This is a genomic window from Pseudescherichia vulneris NBRC 102420 (genome assembly GCF_000759795.1).
GTDB lineage: Bacteria > Pseudomonadota > Gammaproteobacteria > Enterobacterales > Enterobacteriaceae > Pseudescherichia > Pseudescherichia vulneris.
Map to the genome: position 1 here is coordinate 16,759 of NZ_BBMZ01000001.1, position 23,838 is coordinate 40,596.

The 23,838-nt window shown below is 60.1% G+C and carries 14 protein-coding genes; 6 read left to right on the forward strand and 8 right to left on the reverse strand.

Annotated elements, in window-relative coordinates; all coding sequences use genetic code 11:
• Positions 1-81: 81 nt before the first annotated feature.
• Positions 82-1,446, reverse strand: a complete 1,365-nt coding sequence (gene ffh / locus EV102420_RS00090; RefSeq protein ID WP_042387514.1) for a signal recognition particle protein — start codon at positions 1,444-1,446, stop codon at positions 82-84.
• Between the two features lie 193 nt (positions 1,447-1,639).
• Between ffh and EV102420_RS00095 the strand changes: the two genes are divergently transcribed.
• Both EV102420_RS00095 and EV102420_RS00100 read left to right on the forward strand, forming a co-directional pair.
• Positions 1,640-2,431, forward strand: coding sequence for a cytochrome C assembly family protein (locus EV102420_RS00095; protein WP_042387515.1), 792 nt, complete (start codon positions 1,640-1,642; stop codon positions 2,429-2,431).
• Positions 2,432-2,461: 30 nt separating this feature from the next.
• The gene (locus EV102420_RS00100) at positions 2,462-3,748 is read left to right on the forward strand and encodes an HlyC/CorC family transporter (RefSeq protein ID WP_042387518.1); all 1,287 of its coding nucleotides are present in this window, start codon (positions 2,462-2,464) and stop codon (positions 3,746-3,748) included.
• Between the two features lie 98 nt (positions 3,749-3,846).
• Here EV102420_RS00100 and grpE read toward each other — a convergent pair whose 3' ends face one another.
• Positions 3,847-4,440, reverse strand: a complete 594-nt coding sequence (gene grpE, locus EV102420_RS00105; protein ID WP_042387519.1) for a nucleotide exchange factor GrpE — start codon at positions 4,438-4,440, stop codon at positions 3,847-3,849.
• Between the two features lie 121 nt (positions 4,441-4,561).
• Between grpE and nadK the strand changes: the two genes are divergently transcribed.
• The 3 genes from nadK to bamE all read left to right on the forward strand — a co-directional run bounded on the left by nadK (position 4,562) and on the right by bamE (position 7,675).
• On the forward strand, positions 4,562-5,440 hold the full coding sequence (gene nadK / locus EV102420_RS00110; RefSeq protein WP_042387520.1) for an NAD(+) kinase: 879 nt from the start codon (positions 4,562-4,564) through the stop codon (positions 5,438-5,440).
• A gap of 87 nt (positions 5,441-5,527) precedes the next feature.
• A complete protein-coding gene (gene recN / locus EV102420_RS00115) occupies positions 5,528-7,189 on the forward strand; it encodes a DNA repair protein RecN (RefSeq protein ID WP_042387523.1) in 1,662 nt (553 codons plus the stop codon).
• A gap of 147 nt (positions 7,190-7,336) precedes the next feature.
• Positions 7,337-7,675, forward strand: coding sequence for an outer membrane protein assembly factor BamE (gene bamE, locus EV102420_RS00120; RefSeq protein ID WP_042387524.1), 339 nt, complete (start codon positions 7,337-7,339; stop codon positions 7,673-7,675).
• A gap of 77 nt (positions 7,676-7,752) precedes the next feature.
• Here the strand turns inward: bamE and EV102420_RS00125 are convergent, their stop codons facing one another.
• Complete coding sequence (locus tag EV102420_RS00125) at positions 7,753-8,043, reverse strand: RnfH family protein (protein ID WP_042387526.1); 291 nt, start codon at positions 8,041-8,043, stop codon at positions 7,753-7,755.
• Complete coding sequence (locus EV102420_RS00130) at positions 8,033-8,470, reverse strand: type II toxin-antitoxin system RatA family toxin (protein ID WP_042387527.1); 438 nt, start codon at positions 8,468-8,470, stop codon at positions 8,033-8,035. Before EV102420_RS00130 ends, EV102420_RS00125 begins: the two co-directional genes overlap by 11 nt.
• Before the next feature lie 154 nt (positions 8,471-8,624).
• Here EV102420_RS00130 and smpB point away from each other — a divergent pair, with 154 nt between their 5' ends.
• On the forward strand, positions 8,625-9,107 hold the full coding sequence (gene smpB, locus EV102420_RS00135; RefSeq protein ID WP_042387529.1) for an SsrA-binding protein SmpB: 483 nt from the start codon (positions 8,625-8,627) through the stop codon (positions 9,105-9,107).
• 66 nt (positions 9,108-9,173) lie between these two features.
• Here smpB and EV102420_RS00140 read toward each other — a convergent pair whose 3' ends face one another.
• The 4 genes from EV102420_RS00140 to EV102420_RS00155 form a co-directional block, all read right to left on the reverse strand.
• Entirely contained in the window at positions 9,174-10,343 is a 1,170-nt protein-coding gene (locus EV102420_RS00140) for a beta-barrel domain-containing protein (RefSeq protein ID WP_042387530.1), read from the reverse strand.
• A gap of 10 nt (positions 10,344-10,353) precedes the next feature.
• Complete coding sequence (locus EV102420_RS00145; protein WP_042387533.1) at positions 10,354-12,486, reverse strand: type I secretion system permease/ATPase; 2,133 nt, start codon at positions 12,484-12,486, stop codon at positions 10,354-10,356.
• A 23-nt stretch (positions 12,487-12,509) separates the two neighbouring features.
• Positions 12,510-13,799 carry a TolC family outer membrane protein gene (locus EV102420_RS00150; RefSeq protein WP_255211638.1) on the reverse strand — a complete coding sequence of 430 codons (1,290 nt, stop codon included), beginning with the start codon at positions 13,797-13,799 and terminating at the stop codon, positions 12,510-12,512.
• Between the two features lie 133 nt (positions 13,800-13,932).
• Positions 13,933-23,766 carry a beta strand repeat-containing protein gene (locus EV102420_RS00155; RefSeq protein ID WP_217996431.1) on the reverse strand — a complete coding sequence of 3,278 codons (9,834 nt, stop codon included), beginning with the start codon at positions 23,764-23,766 and terminating at the stop codon, positions 13,933-13,935.
• Positions 23,767-23,838 lie beyond the last annotated feature (72 nt).

Genomic DNA, 23,838 nt, shown 5'->3' on the forward strand with positions numbered 1-23,838 from the left:
CGTCGAGGAACGGAGCCCGGTGTCATATTAAAAGCCCGAAAATTTTACTCGTTTCGGGGCAAAAAGCAATCTCTAAAGCGACTAACGCTTTGGAAAACCGGATGGCGGCATCATCCCTTTCATGCTACGCATCATTTTTGCCATCCCGCCTTTCTTCATCTTTTTCATCATGCGCTGCATGTCATCGAACTGCTTCAGCAGACGGTTTACGTCCTGCACCTGCATGCCGCAGCCTGCCGCGATACGACGCTTGCGGGAGCCTTTGATGATGTCCGGGTTGGCGCGCTCTTTCAGCGTCATCGAGTTGATGATCGCTTCCATACGCACCAGAACCTTGTCGTCCATCTGGGATTTCACGTTGTCCGGCAGCTGGCCCATGCCCGGCAGCTTGCCCATCAGGCTGGCCATGCCGCCCATGTTCTTCATCTGCTTGAGCTGCTCAAGGAAGTCGGTGAGGTCAAAGCCGTCGCCCTTCTTCAGCTTGTTCGCCAGCTTCTCTGCCTGCGCGCGGTCTACCTTGCTCTCGATATCTTCGATCAGCGACAGCACGTCGCCCATGCCGAGGATACGGGAGGCAATACGATCCGGGTGGAACGGCTCCAGCGCGTCGGTTTTTTCACCCACGCCGAGGAACTTGATCGGCTTGCCGGTGATATGACGAATAGAGAGGGCCGCACCGCCGCGGGCGTCGCCGTCAACCTTAGTCAGCACTACGCCGGTCAGCGGCAGCGCTTCGTTGAACGCCTTCGCCGTATTGGCGGCGTCCTGGCCGGTCATGGCATCGACGACGAACAGCGTCTCTACCGGGTTAATGGCGGCGTGGACGTGTTTGATCTCGTCCATCATTGCTTCGTCAACGTGCAGACGACCGGCGGTATCCACCAGCAGCACGTCGTAGAACTTCAGCTTCGCCTCTTTCAGCGCCGCGTTAACGATATCAACCGGCTTCTGGGCAACGTCGGACGGGAAGAAATCGACGCCGACCTGCTGGGCCAGCGTCTCAAGCTGCTTGATCGCCGCCGGGCGATAGACGTCGGCGGAAACCACCAGCACCTTCTTCTTGTGCTTCTCGCGCAGGAACTTACCCAGCTTACCGACGCTGGTGGTTTTACCCGCACCCTGCAGGCCTGCCATCAGCACGACCGCAGGCGGCTGTGCGGCCAGGTTAAGTACCTGGTTCTCTTCGCCCATCGCCGCAACCAGCTCGCCGCGTACGATTTTGACGAACTCCTGACCCGGGGTCAGGCTCTTGTTCACTTCATGACCAACCGATTTTTCTTTTACGCGGTTAATGAACTCGCGTACAACCGGCAGGGCGACGTCCGCTTCCAGCAGTGCCATTCGCACTTCGCGCAGCGTCTCTTTGATGTTCTCTTCGGTGAGGCGTCCACGGCCACTGATATTGCGCAACGAGCGCGACAGACGATCGGTTAAATTATCAAACATTGTCTTTCACCTGGGGTGGAAACGGTTGGCCGCCTGAGCGACACATAAATACGATTTTGCGGCAGTATAACATGAAGCCGCTGTTGTTGTGATGTCAGGGTAGTGATGCAACGGTTGTGATGCAACGGTTGGAGGCAAGGTCACGTAACGCTATACTGCCTCTCTTCTATCTACTGCAACTGTCGACATTACTATGCCCGTTTTTGCCCTGCTTGCGCTTATTGCTTACTCTGTCAGCCTTGCGCTGATTATTCCCGGCCTGCTGCAAAAAAACAGCGGCTGGCGGCGGATGGCTATCATCTCCGCGGTCATTGCCCTGGTAAGCCATGCACTGGCGTTGGAGGCGCGCATTTTTCCCGACGGCGATACGGGACAAAACCTAAGCCTGCTCAACGTCGGCTCGCTGGTCAGCCTGATGATCTGTACGGTGATGACCATCGTGGCGTCAAAGAATCGCGGCTGGCTGCTGCTGCCTATCGTCTACGCCTTCGCCCTGATCAACCTGGCCTTCGCTACCTTTGTGCCCAACGAATTCGTCACTCACCTTGAGGCGACGCCGGGCATGATGGTGCACATTGGCCTGTCGCTGTTTGCCTATGCGACGCTGATCATTGCCGCCATGTACGCCCTGCAGCTGGCGTGGATCGATTACCAGCTGAAGAACAAGCGTCTGGCCTTCAGCAGCGAGATGCCGCCGCTGATGAGCATTGAGCGTAAGATGTTTCACATCACCCAGATCGGCGTGGTGCTGCTGACGCTGACGCTCTGCACAGGCCTGTTCTACATGCGTAATCTGTTCAGCATGGAGAACATCGATAAGGCGGTGCTCTCCATCGTTGCCTGGTTTGTCTATATCGTTCTGCTGTGGGGGCACTATCATAAAGGATGGCGCGGTCGCCCGGTGGTCTGGTTTAACGTCGCGGGCGCAGGTCTTCTCACGCTGGCCTACTTTGGTAGCCGCGTTATTCAGCAATTTGCTGGCTAAGCACAAACGTAAAGTACGTAAGGAACTCTCTTGGAACACATCTCCACCACCACGCTGATTATCACGCTGATCGTCATGGTGGTGATCTCCGCCTACTTCTCCGGCTCCGAAACCGGCATGATGACGCTGAACCGCTACCGGCTGCGTCACATGGCGAAGCAGGGCAACCGCGCAGCAAAGCGCGTAGAAAAATTGCTGCGCAAACCCGACCGTCTCATCAGCCTGGTGCTGATCGGTAACAACCTGGTTAACATCCTCGCCTCCGCGCTCGGCACCATCGTCGGCATGCGCCTCTACGGCAACGCCGGGGTGGCGATTGCCACCGGGGTGCTGACCTTTGTGGTGCTGGTCTTTGCCGAGGTGCTGCCGAAAACCATCGCCGCGCTCTACCCGGAAAAGGTCGCCTTCCCCAGCAGCGTTCTGCTCGGGCCGCTGCAGATCGTCATGATGCCGCTGGTGTGGCTGCTCAATACCGTGACCCGCCTGCTGATGCGCATGGTGGGTATCAAGGCCGACGTGGTGGTGAGCAGTGCGCTGAGCAAAGAGGAGCTGCGCACTATCGTCCATGAATCCCGCTCGCAGATGTCGCGTCGTAATCAGGACATGCTGCTGTCGGTGCTGGATCTGGAGAAGGTCAGCGTTAACGACATCATGGTGCCGCGCAATGAGATTGTCGGTATCGACATCAATGACGACTGGAAGTCCATTGTTCGCCAGCTGACCCACTCCCCGCACGGGCGCATCGTGCTGTACCGCGAATCGCTAGACGACACCATCAGCATGCTGCGGGTGCGCGAAGCCTACCGCCTGATGACCGAAAAGCAGGAGTTTACCAAAGAGATGCTGCTGCGCGCGGCGGATGAGATCTACTACATCCCCGAAGGCACGCCCCTCAGCGTCCAGCTGGTGAAATTCCAACGTAATAAGAAAAAGGTTGGCCTGGTGGTCGACGAGTACGGTGACGTGCAGGGCCTGCTGACGGTAGAGGATATTCTCGAAGAGATCGTCGGCGACTTTACCACCTCAATGTCCCCTACCCTTGCAGAAGAGGTCACCCCACAGAACGACGGGTCGGTGATCATTGACGGCACCGCCAACGTGCGCGAGCTCAATAAAGCCTTTAACTGGCAGCTGCCGGAAGAGGAAGCGCGCACCATCAACGGCATGCTGCTGGAGGCGTTAGAGGAGATCCCTGCTGCGGGAACGCGGGTACGTATTGCCCAGTACGACATCGATATTCTCGACGTACAGGACAACATGATTAAGCAGGTGAAGGTGTTGCCGGTTAAACCGCTGCGGGAGAGCGTAACAGAGTAATAGGCCGGGCAAACGCAGTGCCGCCCGGCATAGCAGCCTCAGCACAGTAACGCCCGGTGGCGCTTCGCTTACCGGGCCTACAAATTACACCGTGCTGATTAGGCCTTCGCTTTCGCGACGGTGACCATCGCGGCGCGCAGGGTGCGGCCGTTCAGGGTGTAGCCTTTCTGCATCACAGCCAGCACGTTGCCTGCCGCGACCTCTTCAGATTCAACCATGGCAATCGCCTGGTGAACGTTCGGATCCAGCGGCACGTTGGTGTCGGCAACCACGTCAACGCCGAACTTGCGCACCACGTCCAGCATCGACTTCATGGTCAGCTCGATACCTTCCACCATCGGTGCCAGCTCTGGGTTAGCTTTATCCGCCACTTCCAGCGCGCGATCCAGGCTGTCGATCACCGGCAGCAGTTCATTGATAAACTTCTCCAGCGCAAACTTGTGCGCCTTCTCAATGTCCAGCTCGGTGCGGCGACGCAGGTTTTCCATCTCGGCTTTGATACGCAGGACACCGTCACGCTCGCGATTCTGCGCCTCGACTAACTGCGCTTCGAGGTTCGCAATTTTTTCATCGCGCGGATCCACCTGCTCAACAGAAGCGTCAGACTCTACTGCCTCAACCTCTTCATGCTGCTCCGTGATAATTTCTTCCGGGGCTTGCCCCTCAGGCGTTTTCTGTTCTTTACTACTCATGAATTTCTCCGCGTTTTTTTGCATTTATCTCGCTAACTTCGCTTATTATGGGGATCAGTTTTCCGGTTTCAAGAGAAGCCTTAAGATTGTCACCCTTCATTTGGCAAAAGGACTCCAGATAATGAGTACTCATTTCACCTGTATTGGGATCGTCGGCCACCCGCGTCACCCTACGGCGCTGACCACACATGAGATGCTCTGGCGCTGGCTGTCTGGCCGGGGATATGACGTCATCGTTGAGCAGCAGATCGCTCAGGAGCTAAAACTGACCAACGTGCGCACCGGCACGCTGGCGGAGATTGGCCAGCAGGCCGATCTGGCGGTGGTGGTCGGCGGCGACGGCAATATGCTCGGCGCGGCCCGCACCCTGGCGCGTTACGATATTAAGGTTATCGGTATTAACCGTGGCAACCTCGGCTTTCTGACCGATCTCGATCCGGATAACGCCCAGCAGCAGCTGGCGGACGTGCTTGAAGGGCACTACATCAGCGAAAAGCGCTTTTTGCTGGAGGCCCAGGTGTGCCAGCACGACTGCCAGAAGCGGATCAGCACCGCCATCAATGAGGTGGTTCTGCATCCGGGCAAGGTGGCGCATATGATCGAGTTTGAGGTCTATATCGATGAGGTGTTTGCCTTCTCCCAGCGCTCGGACGGCCTGATCATCTCTACCCCCACCGGCTCCACGGCCTACTCGCTCTCGGCGGGCGGCCCGATCCTCACCCCGTCGCTGGACGCCATTACCCTGGTGCCGATGTTCCCGCATACGCTGTCGGCTCGCCCGCTGGTGATCAACAGCAGCAGCACGATCCGCCTGCGCTTCTCGCATCGGCGTAGCGATCTGGAGATCAGCTGCGACAGCCAGATTGCGCTGCCGATCCAGGAGGGTGAAGATGTGTTAATCCGCCGCTGTGACTACCATCTCAACCTGATCCACCCGAAGGATTATAGCTATTTTAATACCCTAAGCTCCAAGCTGGGCTGGTCAAAAAAATTGTTCTGAAAACGGCGGCGGGTGCTTTACTGGATATAAAACCTGTTTATACTGTACGAAAACACAGTTATGGTTTTTCATACAGGAAAAGCGGCTATGCTGGCACAACTGACCATCAGTAATTTTGCAATTGTTCGCGAGCTGGAAATTGATTTTCACAGCGGCATGACCGCCATTACTGGCGAAACCGGCGCGGGTAAATCCATTGCCATCGATGCCCTCGGGCTGTGCCTTGGCGGGCGTGCAGACGCCGACATGGTTCGCACCGACGCCGCACGCGCCGATCTCTGCGCCCGCTTTTCCCTGAAAGACACCCCTGCTGCCCAGCGCTGGCTGGAAGCGAACCAGCTTGAAGATGGCCGTGAGTGCCTGCTGCGTCGCGTCATCAGCAGCGACGGCCGCTCCCGTGGCTTTATCAACGGCACGGCGGTGCCCCTCTCCCAGCTGCGTGAGCTGGGCCAGCTTCTCATTCAGATCCACGGCCAGCACGCGCACCAGCTGCTGACCAAGTCCGATCACCAGAAAACCCTGCTCGATGGCTATGCCGGGGAGTATGCTCTTACCCAGCAGATGGCAGAGCACTACCGCCTGTGGAACCACAGCTGCCGCGAGCTGGCCCAGCATCAGCAGCAGAGCCAGGAGCGCAGCGCCCGCGCCGAGCTGCTGCACTACCAGCTGAAAGAGCTGAACGACTTCAGTCCGCAGCCGGGCGAGTTTGAGCGCATCGACGAAGAGTACAAGCGTCTCGCTAACAGCGGCCAGCTGCTGAGCACCAGCCAGAACGCTCTGACGCTGCTCGCCGACAGCGACGACGCCAACCTCCAGAGCCAGCTCTACACCGCCCGTCAGATGGTGACCGAGCTGGTGGGCATGGACAGCAAGCTCTCCAGCGTGCTCGATATGCTGGAAGAGGCCGCCATTCAGCTGAGCGAAGCCAGCGACGAGCTGCGCCACTACTGCGACCGCCTCGACCTCGATCCGAACCGCCTCTACGAGCTGGAGCAGCGCATCGCCAAGCAGATTTCGCTGGCGCGCAAACATCACGTCACCCCGGAAGAGTTGCCGGCGCACTATCAGGCGCTGCTTGATGAGCAGCAGCAGCTTGACGATCAGGCCGACTCTCAGGAGACGCTCTCCCTGGCGGTGCAGAAGCACCATCAGCAGGCGCTGGCGACCGCGCAGCTGCTGCATGCGCAGCGCATGAAGTATGCCCAGGAGCTGAGCGGGCTGATCACCGAGAGCATGCACGCCCTGTCGATGCCGCACGGTCGTTTCCATATCGACGTTAGCTTTGACGAGCGTCACCTGACGCTGGAAGGGGCTGACCGCATTGAGTTCCGCGTAACCACCAACCCGGGCCAACCGATGCAGGCGATTTCGAAAGTGGCCTCCGGCGGTGAGCTGTCGCGTATCGCCCTGGCGATCCAGGTGATTACCGCCCGTAAGATGGAAACCCCGGCGCTGATTTTCGATGAGGTTGACGTGGGGATCAGCGGCCCGACCGCAGCGGTAGTCGGCAAACTGCTGCGCCAGCTGGGGGAATCCACCCAGGTGATGTGCGTAACGCACCTGCCGCAGGTGGCGGGCTGTGGTCACCACCACTTCTACGTCAGCAAAGAGACCGACGGTGCCATGACCGAAACCCACATGCAGCCGCTGGATAAAAAGGCACGGCTGCAGGAGCTGGCGCGCCTGCTGGGCGGCAGCGAGGTCACCCGGAACACGCTGGCTAATGCGAAAGAACTGCTCGCAGCCTAAACTTTTCAGCTAATTCTGGGTCATAGTGAGACATAAAATCGCCGCTGGATCCGATAGCAGAGGTTTCAAACTCGCTAAAGGTCTATTATTATCGGCATATTACAAATGAGCCGCGTACTACCAGGCCCGAAAAGGAACCAAATCACTATGCGCTGTAAAACGCTGACTGCTGCCGCAGCGGTTCTTCTGATGATGACTGCTGGCTGTTCCACTCTGGAGAAAGTGGTTTACCGCCCAGATATCAACCAGGGGAACTATCTGGCACCTAACGACATCTCTAAAATTCGTATCGGCATGACGCAACAGCAGGTTGCCTATGCGCTGGGTACTCCGATGATGAGCGATCCGTTTGGTACTAACACCTGGTTCTACGTGTTCCGCCAGCAGCCAGGCCATGAAGATGTCACGCAGCAGACGCTGACCCTGACCTTTAACAGTAACGGCGTGCTGACCAACATCGATAACAAACCGGCCCTGTCCAACTAGGTCCCGTCAGGTAAACAAACAAAAAGCGCTCAATGAGCGCTTTTTTGTTGGAGCACGTTTTTTATTTGAGCACGTCGCTATTCGTCGTCCGCTTTTTCCGCACGCTTGCGCCGCAGCTCTTTCGGATCGGCAATCAGCGGGCGGTAGATCTCCACCCTGTCACCGTCCTGCACGGCGTCGGCAAGCTTCACCGGACGACTGAAGATACCCACCTTGTTTTTCGCAAGATCGATATCGGAACGCAGCTCCAGCAGACCCGAGGCGTTAATCGCCTCCTCCACCGTTGCCCCCTCGCTCAGCGTCACGCGCTGCAGGTACTGCTTCTCCGGCAGGGCATAGGCCACTTCAACGCGAATGTCACCCGGCACTGTAAACCTCTTTGGCGCGATGGGTAAACGCCTGCACCATGTTTGAGGCCAGCTCTTTGAACACGTGACCAAACGCCAGCTCGATCAGCTTGTTGGTGAATTCGAAGTCCAGATTGAACTCAATACGGCAGGCATCGGGACTCAGCGGCGTAAACCGCCAGCCGCCCATCAGCTGCTTAAAGGGACCATCCACCAGCTGCATCAGAATGCTTTGGTTATTGGTAAGGGTGTTACGGGTAGTGAACGTCTTGCTGATGCCTGCCTTCGAGACATCAACGGCAGCCGTCATCTGCGTCGGGCTTGCTTCCAGAACCCGGCTGCCGGTACAGCCTGGCAAAAATTCCGGGTAGGACTTTACGTCGTTCACTAATTGATACATCTGCTCTGCGCTGTAAGGCACTAAAGCAGTTCGGCTTATCTGCGGCATAGCGTTATCCTGAGGTCTACACCTCATAAATAATAACATTTCCTGTCCAGGAAAGGAAAACGCAAAGGCAAACTCATGCTAATATAACGCGTTACACCTCGCAGGATAGATGGGGTATTTTTCAACAGCTGATTACCGACGATTTACGATACTTATGACAAAGAAAAAAGCACATAAACCGGGTTCCGCTACCATTGCGCTCAACAAGCGCGCCCGTCACGAATATTTTATCGAAGAAGAGTTCGAAGCGGGCGTCTCCCTTCAGGGTTGGGAAGTGAAGTCCCTGCGCGCCGGGAAGGCCAACATCAGCGACAGCTATGTGATCCTCATTGAGGGTGAAGCCTACCTGTTCGGCGCCAACTTTACGCCGCTGAGCGTCGCCTCCAGCCATGTCGTCTGCGACCCTACCCGCAACCGTAAGCTGCTGCTCAACCAGCGCGAGCTCGACACGCTCTATGGCCGCGTAAACCGCGAAGGCTATACCGTTGTCGCCCTCTCTATGTACTGGAAAAATGCCTGGTGCAAAGTGAAGATTGGCGTCGCGCGCGGTAAGAAACAGCACGACAAACGCTCCGATGTGAAAGAGCGCGAGTGGCAGGTCGATAAAGCCCGTATTATGAAAAACGCCGGGCGCTAAACTGCAACATCTCAAGCACCTCCCTCTCCGCTGGGGAGAGGGTGTGCCTGCCTTCTGTAAGATTGCCTAGCGCTCGCGCAGCGCCTCGTTGACCTTGTTCAGCGGCTTGATCAGGTAGTCCATCACCGATTTCTGTCCGGTTTTAATCTCTACGTTTGCCACCATACCCGGCAGGATTGGGAAGCGCTGACCACTCTTGTTTTGCAGTTCGGCGCTCTTGGTGCGCACATAGACGCGGTAGTAGAACTGGTCCCGGCGTACCTCATCCTGAAGCGTATCCGGCGACACCACCTCCACCAGACCGGTAAGATTCCCGTAGATCGAGGAGTCGTAGGCGGTGACCTTGACCGTCGCGGGCAGGCCCGGACGGATGTAGGCGATATCCCGTGGGTTAATCCGGGTCTCGACTAAAAGCTGATCCTCCAGCGGGACGATCTCCATCAGCTTGCCCCCCGGTTGCAGGACGCCGCCGACGGTGGTGACCTGAATATCCTTGACGATGCCGCGCACCGGCGAGAAGAGCGTCGCCCTATCCACCTGATCCGCTTTACCGCTCATCGCCTGGATCTGCGCGTCGAGATCGGCGTTGTTTTTTACCTGCTCCTCGCGGGCGCGCACCGCAAACTGGTTGCGCGCCTCGTCGATCTTACCCTGTAGCTCGGTAGCCTGCCGCTGAAGGCGGATCACCTCTACCTCACTTGCCGCGCCCTTGGCCACCAGCGGCTGGGTCATGCGCAGCTCTGACATCACCAGCTGATAGGTTTTTTGCAGGTTTGCCACCGTCTCGTTCAGATTGCGCCGCCGGGATTCGTACAGCTGCCGCTCACGCGCCACCAGCTCCGGCTCGCGCATCGACTCCTCGCTAAAGCGCAGCGGCTCTCCGGTCAGCTCCGAGCGCAGACGCTCGCTGGACGCGCGCAGCGCCCGCACCCTGGCCGCCGACTCACCGTAGTTAGACTGAAAGCGAGTGGGATCGAGCCGGGCAAGCATCTGCCCGCGCTCAACGATATCCCCCTCGCGCACCAGCATCGCGCTGACAATGCCGCCGTCGAGGCTCTCGATCACCTGAGCATGGGTTGACGGCGTGATCTTGCCCGTTCCCACCGTCACCTCATCCAGAATCGCCCACCACGCCCACACCACGAAGATCAGCAGCCCCGCCAACGTCAGCCAGATCACCGACGAGTAGAACCGCCCCTGACGGGCGAGATCGTCCTGCATACTCAGTTGACTCATCGCTCGCTCCTCAGGCTATCGATGCCACGTTGCTGTTGCGCGCCGCCTGCTGAAGCAGCGTGTCGCGCGGCCCGTCGGCAATCACCTTGCCGTTCTCCATCACCACAATTCTGTCGACCAGATTCAGCAGCGCCGGGCGGTGGGTCACCAGCACCAGCGTGCGTCCGGTGAGCCACTGCTGAAGCTGGCGAATGACCCACGCCTCCAGCTGTTCATCCATTGATGCCGTGGGTTCATCAAGCAGTACGATCTGCGGGTTGCGCACAATCAGGCGGCTGAGCAGCACCATCTGGCGCTGGCCGCCGGAGAGGCCACGTCCGCCCTCGTTAATCAGCCGGTCGAGGCTGGCGGCATCCTGCTGCACCATGCCAATCGCGCCGCTGATGCGCAGGGCCTGGATTAGCTCCGCCTCGGTAGCATGCGGATGGCCCAGCATCAGGTTCTGCCGCAGCGTGCCGAAAAAGAGGCGTGAGTCCTGGGAGAGGTAGCCCACCTGACGGCGAACATCCATGGGATCGATGTGCGCCATATCGACGCCGTCGATGATCACTTTACCCTTGCTGGCCTGCGCCTGACCTGACAGCAGCTTCAGCAGGGTCGATTTACCCGCCCCGGTCTTGCCGAGGATCGCCACCCGCTCGCCGGGCTTTATCTCCAGACCGTCGATCTGCGCCGCCTGATCGCCCTTCTCGGGATCGTAGCTGTACTGCACCTTCTGCACCTGATAGTGACCGGCCAGCACCGGGCAGTGGGCCATTTTCTGATCGGCGCTCTTATCCAGCGGCTTCTTGAGCAGATCGTCGAGGCCGTTCATCGCCATTTTGGCGTGTTGCCAGCGGGAGAAGACCATGGTCAGCTGCATCAGCGGCGCGATGGTGCGCGACGAGAGCAGGCTACAGGCCACCAGCGTACCGGTCGTAATGTTCCCCTCCATCACCAGATAGCAGCCGAAAACCAGCATCCCGGCATAGGTGATCTGCTGAACGGTAGAGGCCCAGCCGCTCAGCCGTGCACCCCAGACGCGCTGCTTCATGCCGATGTTGGCCCCCACGGCATGGGTGTGCTCCCACTGGCGCTGGAAGTACGGCTCGGCCTGCAGGGCCTTGATATCTTCGACGCCCTCAATGGACTCCACCAGCACCGCGTTGCGGATCGCACTCTCCCGCATCCCCTCTTTCGCCAGCTTGGCCATCGGCCACTGGACGAGGATCCCAGGGATCACGATCAGCGGAATGGCGATCAGCGGAATGATCACCAGCGGGCCGCCCACCAGCGCCATGATGCCGAGGAACAGCAGGACAAAAGGAATATCCATCGCCGCGCCGACGGTGGTCGAGGTGAGCAGCTCGCGCACCTGGTCAATCTCACGCAGCTGGGAGATAAACGAGCCGGTGGATTTTGGCCGGGAGTCGTTCTTGATCGCCATCGCGCGGGCAAAAAAGAGCGAGGAGACGTTGAGATCGATATGCTTGCCCATAATGTCAGAGACATGGGTACGCGCCAGGCGGATCATAAACTCCAGCAGGGCGGCAAACAGCACGCCGATAAACAGCACCCACAGGGTGGGGATCGACTGAGCGGGAATAACCCGGTCATAGACCTGCATCGAGAAGAGGATCCCCGCCAGAGCCAGCACGTTGCCCAGCACCGAAGCCAGGGCGATCTCGGAGAGCTTGCGCTTGGCATGGCGGAAGTGCCGCCAGAACCAGTGCTCCTCCCAGGGACGGGTAAAGTCGTCGATGCGGGAGTCGCGCCCACGGGCGGCAATACCGAGCATCACCACCTCCGGCTTAACGCGGGTGAGCAGCGTCTCCAGCGCCTCCTCGCGCACCAGATCGCCCCCCTCGCTCAGCCAGTAGGCCACCAGCCCGTCGGCATCAATAGACTCCAGCAGCATCAGTTCGCCGGACTCTAGCTGCACAATGACCGGCAGGTTTTGCGCATTCCAGCGCATCTTCTCCAGCTCTACTACGCGCACCTGGAGTCCCATCAGGCCGCTTAATCTCTCCAGCCGCGCGTTAAGCGGCAAACTCTCAAACCAGCGCATCTGCTGGCGTACGGCAGGCGCATCCGCCGGCAGGCCAAACCGCCCCGCCGCCCGCACCATGACATTGATCCAGCTATCAGTATCCGGCTGTTGCATAACTACTCCTTGGCCGTTAGCGCTTAAAGTGATGGCAGGGTATCGCCGATAGTGCGGCTACGCTCAATGCCTAACATATCTAATAGATTATCTGCGGCGGCCGCATAGCGTACCGCGGCATCCCAGGCGTCGTAGCGAGCGGTAATCGACGCGGTATCGGCCTGAAACACGTCCTGCTCAATGCTAAGCAGATCGTTAAGGCTGCGCTTGCTCAGGCGGTACTCGTCGCGATAGACCCCCCGGGCGCGATCGGCGCTCTGGTACTGGGCATCCCCTGCCTGCTGGCGCTGCTGCGCCCCGGTAAGGTCGGCCCACGCGGTGGCGGCGCGCTGGTTAATATCCAGCTTGCTGGCCTCCACCTGCGCCCGGGCGCTAGCCCTGTCCCCCTCGGCCGCATCAACGCGAGCACCGACGGCACCGCCCTGATAGATTGGGGCATCCACCACCAGCTGAACCTGATCGTCCCAGTAGCTGTCGTTATCGTTCTGATAGCGCGTCCGCCCCGCCTGCACCGAGACCGTCGGCCAGTGCTGAGCCTGGGCCTGACGAATGCGGTCGTCCGCCGCCAGCTGCCTCGCCTGAGCGCTGCGCACCGCATTGCTGCGTTCGTAGGGGAGAGAATTAAGGGTGATTTTCTGCTTCATCAGATCTTCAGGCAGATCGGGGAGCGTGTCCGACTTCACGCCGGTGAGCACGCTCAACGCCGCCTGAGCCGAGCGGGTCTGGGCCTCGTACTGGGCGAGCGAGGCGTTCAGCCCGGCGATGCGCGTCTGGGCCTGCAACACGTCGGACTGGGAGCTTAATCCGGCCTCGGCGCGCAGATCGGCCATCTCCTGCACGCTCTGCAGTGAGACAATATTTTTGCGTGCTGCTTCGGCCAGCGCCTGGTAGCGCTTGACCTGCAGGTAGGTTTGCAGCGTCTCCATGCCGACCTCATTGAGGGAGTTATAGAGATCGTAGCGGTAGGCATCGGAAAGATTATGCTGCTCATCAATGCTGCCGCCGGTTTTGCCAAAGTCGTAGATCAGCTGCTTGAGGCTGACGCCGCCGGAGCCGTTGTTGTTGAGGGAGCCTGCCGAGTCGTTGCGGTGCGAACGCCCCACGTTACCCTGCAGCGAAACCTGTGGAAACCAGGCGCTCTCCGCCTCGTCCAGATTCGCTTTTCCTACGTGTATCTGCGCCGCCGCCTGGGCAATTTTGGGGTTGCGAGCGAAGGCGCGTAAAATTGCTTCTTTGATTGTCAGCTGCGCCTGGAGCTGTTCTCCGGGGGCGGCCTGCCAGTTAAACTGCTCTTCTCCGTATGCTGTGCTCATCACGCTCGCTCCGAGCGCGGCCAGCAGAACTAAATACAATGCCTTTGCTTTCATCTATCCACCCTGACTTTCCCTGGTGATCTTTTTTTATCTTTTATGCCTCATCCCTGAGGCATAAATGACAGGGATAACGCTATACCATATTGACGTGCAGCCCTTGCTGGACCAGCACATCGCCTAACGTCGTGTTTTGAGCACTGTTGTGATAGACATCGAACTGCATCCCGTCGACTTCGCGCTGACCGCTGACAGCCCAGATGTCGTTCGCCCCATGCACCAGGTTCACCTGGTCACCGTTACTGCCTTTAATCACCAGATCGTCTTCCGGCTTATCGGTTACCGTCAGCGCTTCGTTCAGATCGAGCGTCAGGCTGTTAGTACCCGATTTACCGAGGTCGATGATCTCGACGTTGTGGACACGGCTCGCGGTATCAATAAGGTTAAGGATCATATTGACGCCATCCAGCACCAGGGTATCGGTGCCCGCGCCACCGTTGATATCAATAAAGCCCAGCGTCGAAAGGTGGATCGTGTCGCTGCCGGCGCTGCCCTGCACGCTCTCCCCGCTCTGCTGCGTCCCATCGGCCAGGGTGATGCTCAGGCCGCCAATGGTGAAGGCCTCGTCAGCCGTGCCGCCTGATGCACTAGCGTCAGAGGCATTTTCTTCACTGTTAGGGGTGGCCGCTACACGACTCACGGCGGCATGCGTTGCGCTATTCTCCTCCGTGGTCTGCTGGGTAGTATCGCTGCTCTCTACCGCACTGGCTGCCAGCAGCGAGAAGCTGGTGGCTTCTGCCGCAAGAGTTTGCGTCCCGACTGGCGGCGTGGTGGTGGGGTTACTGCCGTTGAGGCCAACGTTCAGGTATCCCACGTTCCCTGCCACGTCTGCGGCATAGAGATTGATGACCGTGCCAAGCGACAAAATCTTCGCTAAATCAAGCCCTACATCAAGCGTAGTTGACCATCTGCCGTCGGCACCGGTTATTGCCGTCGCCTGCGCAAGGTTGAGCAGGTTGAGGTGCACCAGCGCGCCCTGACCGAGGTTGTTGGAGGTCCCGCTGATGGTCAGCTTCGCTGAGCCAAGCAGGCCAGTGAGCACACCCCCAATAACACCTAACAGGTTGGTAATCGGCGTAATTGCCAGCGTTGGCTGGGTCAGCTTGACGCTAACGTCCGCCTCGGTTGCCGTGGTGTTACCCACCCGGTCGGTTACCGCTACGCCGACCTTCAGCGCCCCGGTAGCAAGGTTTTGCAGCAACGAGTTGCTAACCGTCGCCGTCCAGTTGCCCGCTGCATCAACGAGGGCGTTAATCGGCGTTCCGCCAAGGGTAACGACAACAGACGCTCCCGCCGGTACACCGCCGATTTTACCGCCGATGACCTGGCCCGACGCCGCCTCGTTGATGTTGAGGTAGCCATCATTACCAAACAGCGAGGTCAGCGAGATGGTCGGCAGGTTGTGGGTGATCACATCCACCAGCGAGGTAGCAGCAGCGTTCTTGCCTGCCGGGTTGACCAGGCTGGCGTTGACCGTCAGCGTCCCATCCAGCAGCGCCGCGAGGTCGGTTTTCGGCACCGATACAGACCAGTTGCCGTTGGCCGCCACCGTTGACTGGTAGGTTTTACCGCCAAGGGAGACGTTGACCAGCGAACCGGCCGCGTTAGTACTGGTCCCGGTGATGACCTGCGCGCTGAGGATCTCAGCCGCGTTCAGCCCGTTGCCGCCAAACAGGGTATTGATCAGCAGCGAAGGTGCCTGCTGGATCGCCACCGTCAGATCCTGTGCGGTGTTGGCAACGTTACCCGCCACGTCGCGGGCGGTGGCGGTGACCTGCAACACGCCGTCAGCCAGCCCTTGCAGCGAGAGGGTTGGTACCGGCAGCTGCCAGGTTCCGTTCGCCCCGACGGTGGTGGTCAGGCTTAATGGCCCGATTTTAACGTCGATAAGCGTACCAGCGGCCAGGTTAGAACTGGTCCCCGACAGCAGCGGCGTGGAGAGGAGATCGCCCAGATCCAGCGTGCCGTTACCAAACAGCGTGTTGAGGCCCAGCGTCGGCAGGTTCTGCACGATGGCATTCACCACCTGGTTGCCGGTGACCACGTTGCCGACGGTATCCACTACGCTGGCAGTTACGCTCAGCGCGCCGTTGACCACGCTACCCGCTAAGGCCCCTGCCGGTACCGTCACCGACCAGACCCCGTCAACCACGTTGCCGGTGAAAGGCTGGCCTGCCACGTTGACGGTGACAAGGCCCGATGCGAGCCCTGCCGCCGTCCCGCTGATGGTCTGAGCGACGCTCAGGTCGGCAAGGTTGATGTAGCCATCGTTGCCGAACAGGGAGTTGATTACGACCGTCGGCAGGTTAGCCAGGCCTACCCGCACCTCCACCGGCGCGGCGATCTGGGCGCTGTTGCCGTCCGGAGTGACGATCGTCACCTGCGGCTGGAAGGCACCGTCCAGCAGGCCGGTCAGATCGGATGGCGCCAGATTGATTGAGAACAAGCCGCCCGCCCCGACCGAGCCGAGGAAGGTTTTACCTGCCACCTGTACCTCGACGCGGGAGCCGACCGGCGCGTTACCCACCACGCCGCTGATGGTCTGACTCAGCAGCGAGTCCGCGACGTTGAGTACGTTGTCGGTAAATACCGCCAGGCTATTAAGCACCGGTGCCACCAGGTCCACCCGAATGCTAGCCGTCTGGCTTGCCGGGTTGCCGTACTGGTCGAAGGCGCTAACGGTCACCGGCACATCCCCCGTGCCGATACCCTGTAGCAGAGCCTGCACCGCCGCCGGCAGGTTCACGGCCCAGCGACCGCTGCCATCGACGTTGGTGGTAAAGGCCTCGGCGTTACCGATCTGGATAGTCAATTGCTGTCCGGCGAGGCGGGTTGCGGTGCCGCTCAGGGCGGAACCCAGCAGCTCAGGAATACTCAACACGCCGTCGCTAAACAGCGGATCGAGCCCAATGGTCGGCAGCGCCCGCGCCACGTTAAAGCTGGCGCTGGTATTAATGACGTTGCCAAAGGCGTCGGTGATGGCAAGACCCACGTTCGCCTGGCCGTCCGGCAGGGTGTTAAGCAGCGTCTCCGGCAGTACCGCAGACCAGGCCCCGGTGACGGTATCCACAACCGCATTGATCGCCTGACCACCAAAGTTGACCACCATGCCCGTGACGTTCGCCGCGTTGTCGAGCGTCCCGCTCAGGGTCTGGGCAACGCCGCTCTCTACGCTGTTAAGCACGTTGTCCGCCGTCATCAGGATCTCGCCCACGACCGGCAGGTCGGTCAGTGCCAGGCCTACGTCAACAATCTCCTGACGGGTATTACCGTTGGCGTCGATGACGTCAAACTGCAGCGCCAGGGTGTCGGTCAGCAGCCCCCGCAACAGCTCCGGCGGCAGGTTGACGGAGAAGCGACCGTCCGGCCCGACCAGTAGATCGTTAATGGTCACGTCCGTGCCCACCAGCGTCAGGTTAACTCGCGCCCCGCGATAGTCGCCTTCGACCCGGCCCGTCAGGGTCTGGGTAACCAGCGACTCGGCCACGTTCAGAATGCCATCGCCAAAGAAGAGCGAGTCAAAGAGCAGGCCCAGAGTAGGATTGAGCGCAACGTTCAGCGCAACGTTGTTAGTAGAAACGTTGCCAGCGCTGTCCCGCGAAGAGATGCTGATCACCTGCGGACCATCGGCCAGCGTGGTCAGATCGATATTCGGGAAGTCATAGCGCCAGTTACCCTGCGCATCGACCTGCCCGGTCCAGCTGATCGGTCCAAGCTGGATGGTCACCTCGTTACCCGGATCGCCCGTCCCCTGCAGCAGCAGTCCTGTCGCCGCGCTGGCGGTATTGAGCACCGCCGGCACGCCCAGGGCGTCAACGTAGAGCAGCGGCGCGCTGGCATCGACCGTTACCGTCTGGGTGGTGCTTTGCGGGTTGCCTGCCGCATCGGTAATGCTGGCAGTCAGCGGATAGGTGCCGTCGGTCAGTCCTGCGACGTCGCTCTGCGGAACGGTAACTGCCCATTCGCCTTGAGGATTGACCGTTGCATAGTAGGTTTTGCCGTTGAGCGTCACCTGGACATCGCGGCCCGGCTCGCTGGCGGTCCCGCTGATGGTCTGGCTCAGGCCCTTCTCATCAGTATTGACAACGTTGTCACTGGCAAAGTTGTTCAGCGTGATGGTTGGCACAACGGTATCGACAACAAACGGCTGGGATGACGTGAAGCCCGGCGTGGTTACGCTCTCGACGCTGAGCGTATGCGGGCCGTCACCCAGCGCCGCGCGCGGCACGTTGAAGGCCCAGCTGCCGTCCGGGGCGATAGTCGCGTTTCCAATGAACTGTCCATCAAGCAGAATGTTCACCAGCCCGGTCACGTTAACGGCCCGGCCAGCGATCGGCAGGGTATCGCCCGTAAGTTCGCTGGCATTAACAAGGTTATCGCCTGCGATCACGTCCAGGGTCAGGAAGGCTGGCGGCGGGGTCAGATCGACCGCCAGCGTGCCGCCGTCGATTGACACCAGGTTGCCCGCGCGATCCGTGGCCTGAACGGTGATGGTGCCCGCCGTCAGCCCTGCCATATCCGCTGGCGTAAGCTGCAACGTCCAGCTGCCGTCCGCTTGAATAGTGGTATTGAAGGTGCTTCCGTTAGGGAAGGTCACCAGCAACGGTTGCCCGGCTTCCAGGTTAGTTGAGGTCCCGGCGATGGTCTGCACCGTCTGGCTCTCTTCGTAGGTCAGGACATTATCGCCAGCAAACGGCGTGGTGACCGTCAGCGTCGGCACATCGATCAGGATAGTGACCGGGGCGCTGGTGCTGTTGGCGTTGCCCGCGCCGTCGGTTACCGTGACCTGCACGCTTTGATCCCCTCGCGCCACGCCCGCCCAATCGGCGTCGGTCAGCGTCAGAGACCAGGTCGTACCGTTTACCGGCACGTTAGTAAAGAGCTTGCCGCCCACCGTCACGTCAACGCGGCTTCCCACCGGGTAAGTCGTGGTAAAGCTACCAGCGATGGTATTGGTGCCGCTCGCCTCATCCACGCTGACCACGTTATCGCCAAACAGCGGCGTAGTGATGGTCACGTTTGGCGGGGTCAGCGCCACCTGGTACGGTACCGGGACGGTAGCGCTGTTGCCGTACTGATCCTCGGCATAGATCACCAGCTGGTGCGGCCCCTGGGCCAGCGACTGCAGCGAGCCTGCCGGCAGGTTAATGGTCCATGTGCCATCTTCCAGCACGTTAGCCGTATACGGCGTACCGTTCACATCAACCCGAATGGTCACAAACTGGTTAGGCCCGAGCACCTGGGTAGATCCGGTGATCTGCGCCGCGCCCGCCGCTTCGTTGATATTGAGAATGTTATCGCCAAACAGGTTATTAGCAACCGGCACAGGTAGCGCGGTACGCACCTGGAAGCTGCCCGGATCGGTATCGATATTGCCTGCCCGATCGCGGACGGTCACCTCAAAGGTCGGCGTGGTGTTGTTAGCCAGGGTTTGCAGATCGGTAGCAGGCAGGGTGATGATCCAATCGCCATTCTCCTGCACCGGACCGTTATAGATCTGGCCGGTGCTCAACGTGACGCTAACCGTCTGCCCCGGCCCGGTGACGCCGGTATTGCCGCGCAGCACCTGATCGCTTTGCGATTCGGTGAAGTTCAGTGTGCCATCGCCAAACGGGGTCACAAACTGCGCCTGCGGCAGGGCATCAACAATCGCTTCAAAGCTGCCCTGCCCGGAGATCTGGTTCCCGGCGATATCGGTGACGGTAATGTTTACGTTCAGCACACCGTCCGGCAGCGCCTGCAATTGTGCGGCGGTCAGGGGCAGCGTCCAGGTGGCGCCTGTTACCGTCGCCACGAGTGCCGGACCGCTGTTGATGCTCACCAGCACGCTGCCCACCTGACCAGCAGGCACGCCCGTCGATCCGGTCAGCGCCGAGTCAGTCAGCGTCTCGGCGGCGCTCAGGAAGCCATCCGTAAAGGCGGTATCCAGCGTCGGCGGCGTCAGCGCATCGGTACGAACGGTAAAGTTCTGTGCTGGCGAGGTAGCGACGTTGCCCGCCCGGTCGGTAACGATCACCGTCATGGTATGGGTCGCGTCAGTAAAGGCATTCAGCTGCTGTGGTGTTAACGGCACCGTCCAGTTGCCGTTAACGTCTACGGTACCGACAAACTCCTGTAGGCCATCAATGACGATCCTCACCTGCTGGTTTGGCCCGGCCTGGCCGGTTGAGCCGGTAATCTGCGCCCCGGTATTGGCCTCCTCCTGGTTGAGGTAGCCATCACCAAACAGCGCTGGCGGCAGCTCTGCCGCAGGCCCAAAGCGCACGACGTCGAGACTGGTGCTGGCCGTGGCCGGGTTACCAAATGCATCAAGCGCCGTTACCGTAACAGGCAAGATGCCATTCCCGGCCAGTTCACCGCCTGCTACGGTTACGGCCCAGGTGGTGCCGGTAACGGTGCCAAAGAAGTTTTGCGTACCAATAGTGACGGTGACCTGATTGCCGGTTGGCACACCGCTAACCGTCCCGGTGAGGGTCGTGCCCGCAGCCAGCTCTGCCGAACTGACGATGTTATCGCCAAAGGCGGCATTGAGCGTAATGGCCGGTGCATTCTGGGTATTGACGTTAATCGACACCGGCACAGATTGACTGTTGCCCTGCGGATCGGTGACGCTGAAGCCCAGCTGTGAGGTTCCCTGCGGCAGCGATTGCAGATCCCCTGCCGGAATAGTCATGCTCCAGCCACCGTCACCGTCAATGACCGCCGCAATGGTTTTGCCGTTAATGGGCAGCAGCACCGTCAGGCCCGGCGTACCGGTTCCGGTGATGATTTGATCCAGCTGCGACTCAGCGATGTTGACCCGGTTATCCTCCAGGAAAGAGCCTGCTGTCTGCACGGTGAGCAGCGGCCGCGTCAGATCGACGCCAACGGTATGCGTAGCCTGGGCACTATTCTGCGCCGCATCTACCGCCGTGGCGGTAACGGTATAGGTGGTACCATCAGCGAGAGTCTGTACCACCGACTGTGGCACGATAAACTGCCAGCTGCCGTTGCTGCCTACGGTCGCGCTGTAGGGTGCGCCAGCGAAGGTGGCGCTGATCACCGTACCCGCTGCCAGATTGCTCGACGAGCCACTAACGATCAGATCACGACCCTGCTCCTGAATATTGACGATGTCATCCTGCGCCACGACGTTCACGGTCAGCGTCGGCTGAGAAGCCGGGGTGGCGGCGAAGGTTACGTTCTGCGCCCCCGTCGCCACGTTGCCAGCGCGATCGGTCACCTGCACGCTGATGGTTTGCGCCCCGTCAGCCACTGCCGCCAGCGCCGTAGGCGGAATATCCAGCGTCCAGCTGCCGTCGGCAGCGACCTGAGCGGTATAGCTCTGACCGCTCAGGATCACCGTAACGGTCTGTCCCTCTTCTACCCGCGTGGTGGTGCCGCCGATCGTCAGCGGGCTCTGCGCCTCCAGTGCGTTGACAAAGTTGTCTGCCGACACGGTATTCACCGCAATCAGCGGGGCATTCAGCGGCGAGGCATCAAGGATGAAACTGCCCGGGGTAGTAGTAGTATTCCCTGCTGGATCGGTGATCCTTGCTGAGATCGCCACCGGCCCGTCGGCAACGTTTGCCAGCGCCCCGGCTGGCAGAGTAATGCTCCAGGTCCCGTTCGGCTGCAGGATCGCATCGTAGTTCTGGCCGTTAACCAGCACGATCACCGCCTGCACGTTCTGGGCATCGTATGGCCCACCGGTACCGCTGATCACAATGGCCCCGCTGGCTTCGCTGCCGTTGATGGTGTTATCCACCGTCACGTCATTGATCGTCAGCAACGGCGCTACGGTATCAACGTTCAGCGGTGCGGTCTGGGTATTCTGGTTGCCCGCCGCATCCGCGACGGTGACCGTCACCGTATGCGATCCCTGCCCCAGCCCACTGATTTGCGCTGGCGTCAGCGGCAGCGTCCAGTTGCCGTTGGCATCCACCGTCCCGGTTAGTGGCGCGTTGTTGTCCAGCTGGACGGTGACGGTCTGGCCTGCGCCACGGCTGCCGGTCGTGCCGGTTAACGCTCCGCCTGCCGCAGCCTCAACGATATTGATAGTGCCATCGCCAAACGGCGTGTTGATTGTTGCCAGCGGCAGCTGCTGAGTAATGATCACGAACTGCTGCTCGCTGGACAGCGGTGCGCCGTTAACATCGACCGACGAGACGGTCACGGTTGCCGTACCATCGCTGATAAGCGCGGCAGCGGCATTCGGTACGTTCACGGTCCAGAAACCGCCGCCGTTCACTATGCCCTGATACTGCTGCCCGTTAAGGGTAACGGTGACCGGCGTACCTTCAGGAATGCGCACCGACGAACCGCTGATGGTGATCCCGTCGCTGATATCCGCCAGGCTGATGGCGTTGTCCCCTTCTACCGGGTTGATCAGCAGCGCGCTGGCGGTGGAGTCAACGGCAAAACCGACGTTCAGCGGCGCAGAGGCGTTGCCCGCGCTGTCCGTGACCGTCACCGTAAGCTGCTGTGGACCGTCGCCGAGGCCGCTGAGGGCCGTAGCCGGAACCTGTACCGCCCAGCTGCCGTCGGCGTTAACCACGCCGCTGAGCGGCTGGCCGTTAACGGTAAGGGCCACCGTTGCGCCTGGTTCGGCAGGCACGGTGCGGCCCGTGAGGGTAAAGCCGTTTGCCAGTTCGGCAGGATCGAGCACGTTATCACGGGTAACCGGATCGACCACCACGTTCGGCGGCGTCCCGTCCAGGCTAACGCCCCGGGTAATGATCGTTGCGTTACCGGCCGCATCGGTCACGGTCACGGTATAGGCGACCTGCCCGTCAGGCAGCGCAGCCAGCGCACCGGCAGGCAGGGTCACCACCCAGCTACCCGGCGTGGCACCCGGCAGCGCCGTGTAGCCTGCACCGTTGATGTTTACGGTCACCTGGGCGGCATCCGGTGAGATAATATTGATAGCCTGGTTGCTCTGCACTTCCGTACCGTTAAGCGTATCCGTACCGTTGATCGGCTGAACGGTTACCTCCGGCGGCACTTTATCTACGTTGAACGGGATGGTCTGGGAAGCGTCGTTGCCTGCGGCATCGGTAACGGTCACGTCAAACGATGCCGGGCCGTCCGGCAGGGTCGTCATCGCCCCGGCTGGCAGGACAAGCGACCAGCTGCCATCGGCGGCAACGGTACCGGTGTACTGCTGCCCGTTGAGCGTCGCCACAACCGTCTGCCCTGCACCGGTGACGCCGGTATTGCCGGTCACGAACTGATCACGCTCGGATTCAGTAAGGTTCACCACCCCATCACCAAACGGCGTATTGACCACCGCCTGCGGCAGATCGTTAACGATCACCGTAAAGGTATGACTGTCGATGACAACACCGTTAGGGCCGGTTGCGGTAGCGGTCACCACGGCAGCGCCGTCGTTCAGTGCCAGCAGATCGGCAGAGCCGATTGTCACCTGCCACGCACCGTTGGCGGCAATCGCACCGACATAGTTTTGCCCGTTCAGCGTGACGGTTACTACGGTACCGACCGGCAGCCCGGCGCTGTTGCCGTTGATCACCAGATCGCTGCTCGCCTCATCAAAATTCAGGTAGTCATCGCTGGAGATAATGCTGATCGCCACCGCATCAACGGTGGTATCAACGGTAAAGCTATGCTCAACCGAGGTGTTCTGACCGTAAGTGTCGGTTACGCTGACGGTTAGCGTGTTGGTGCCGTCTGCAAGCTTTTGCAGCTCCACGGCAGGCAGGGTCACGCGCCAGCTGCCACCCGCATCCACGGTGCCCTGATAGCTGCCCGAACCGAGCGTCACGGTAATCACGCTACCCGGCTCGGCATTGGTCACCGTTCCCTGAAGGATCTGATCGACCTTGATCTCTGCCGCATCCAGATCGTTACCGTCGGTCAGCGCCTGGACGTTAAGCGCAGGTAAGGCGGTTTTCACATCGATATTTTGCGTCACGGTCTGGGTGTTACCGGCCGCATCGGTCAGCGTCGCCGTCAGCGGATAGCTACCCTGGCTCAGCTGCTGCAG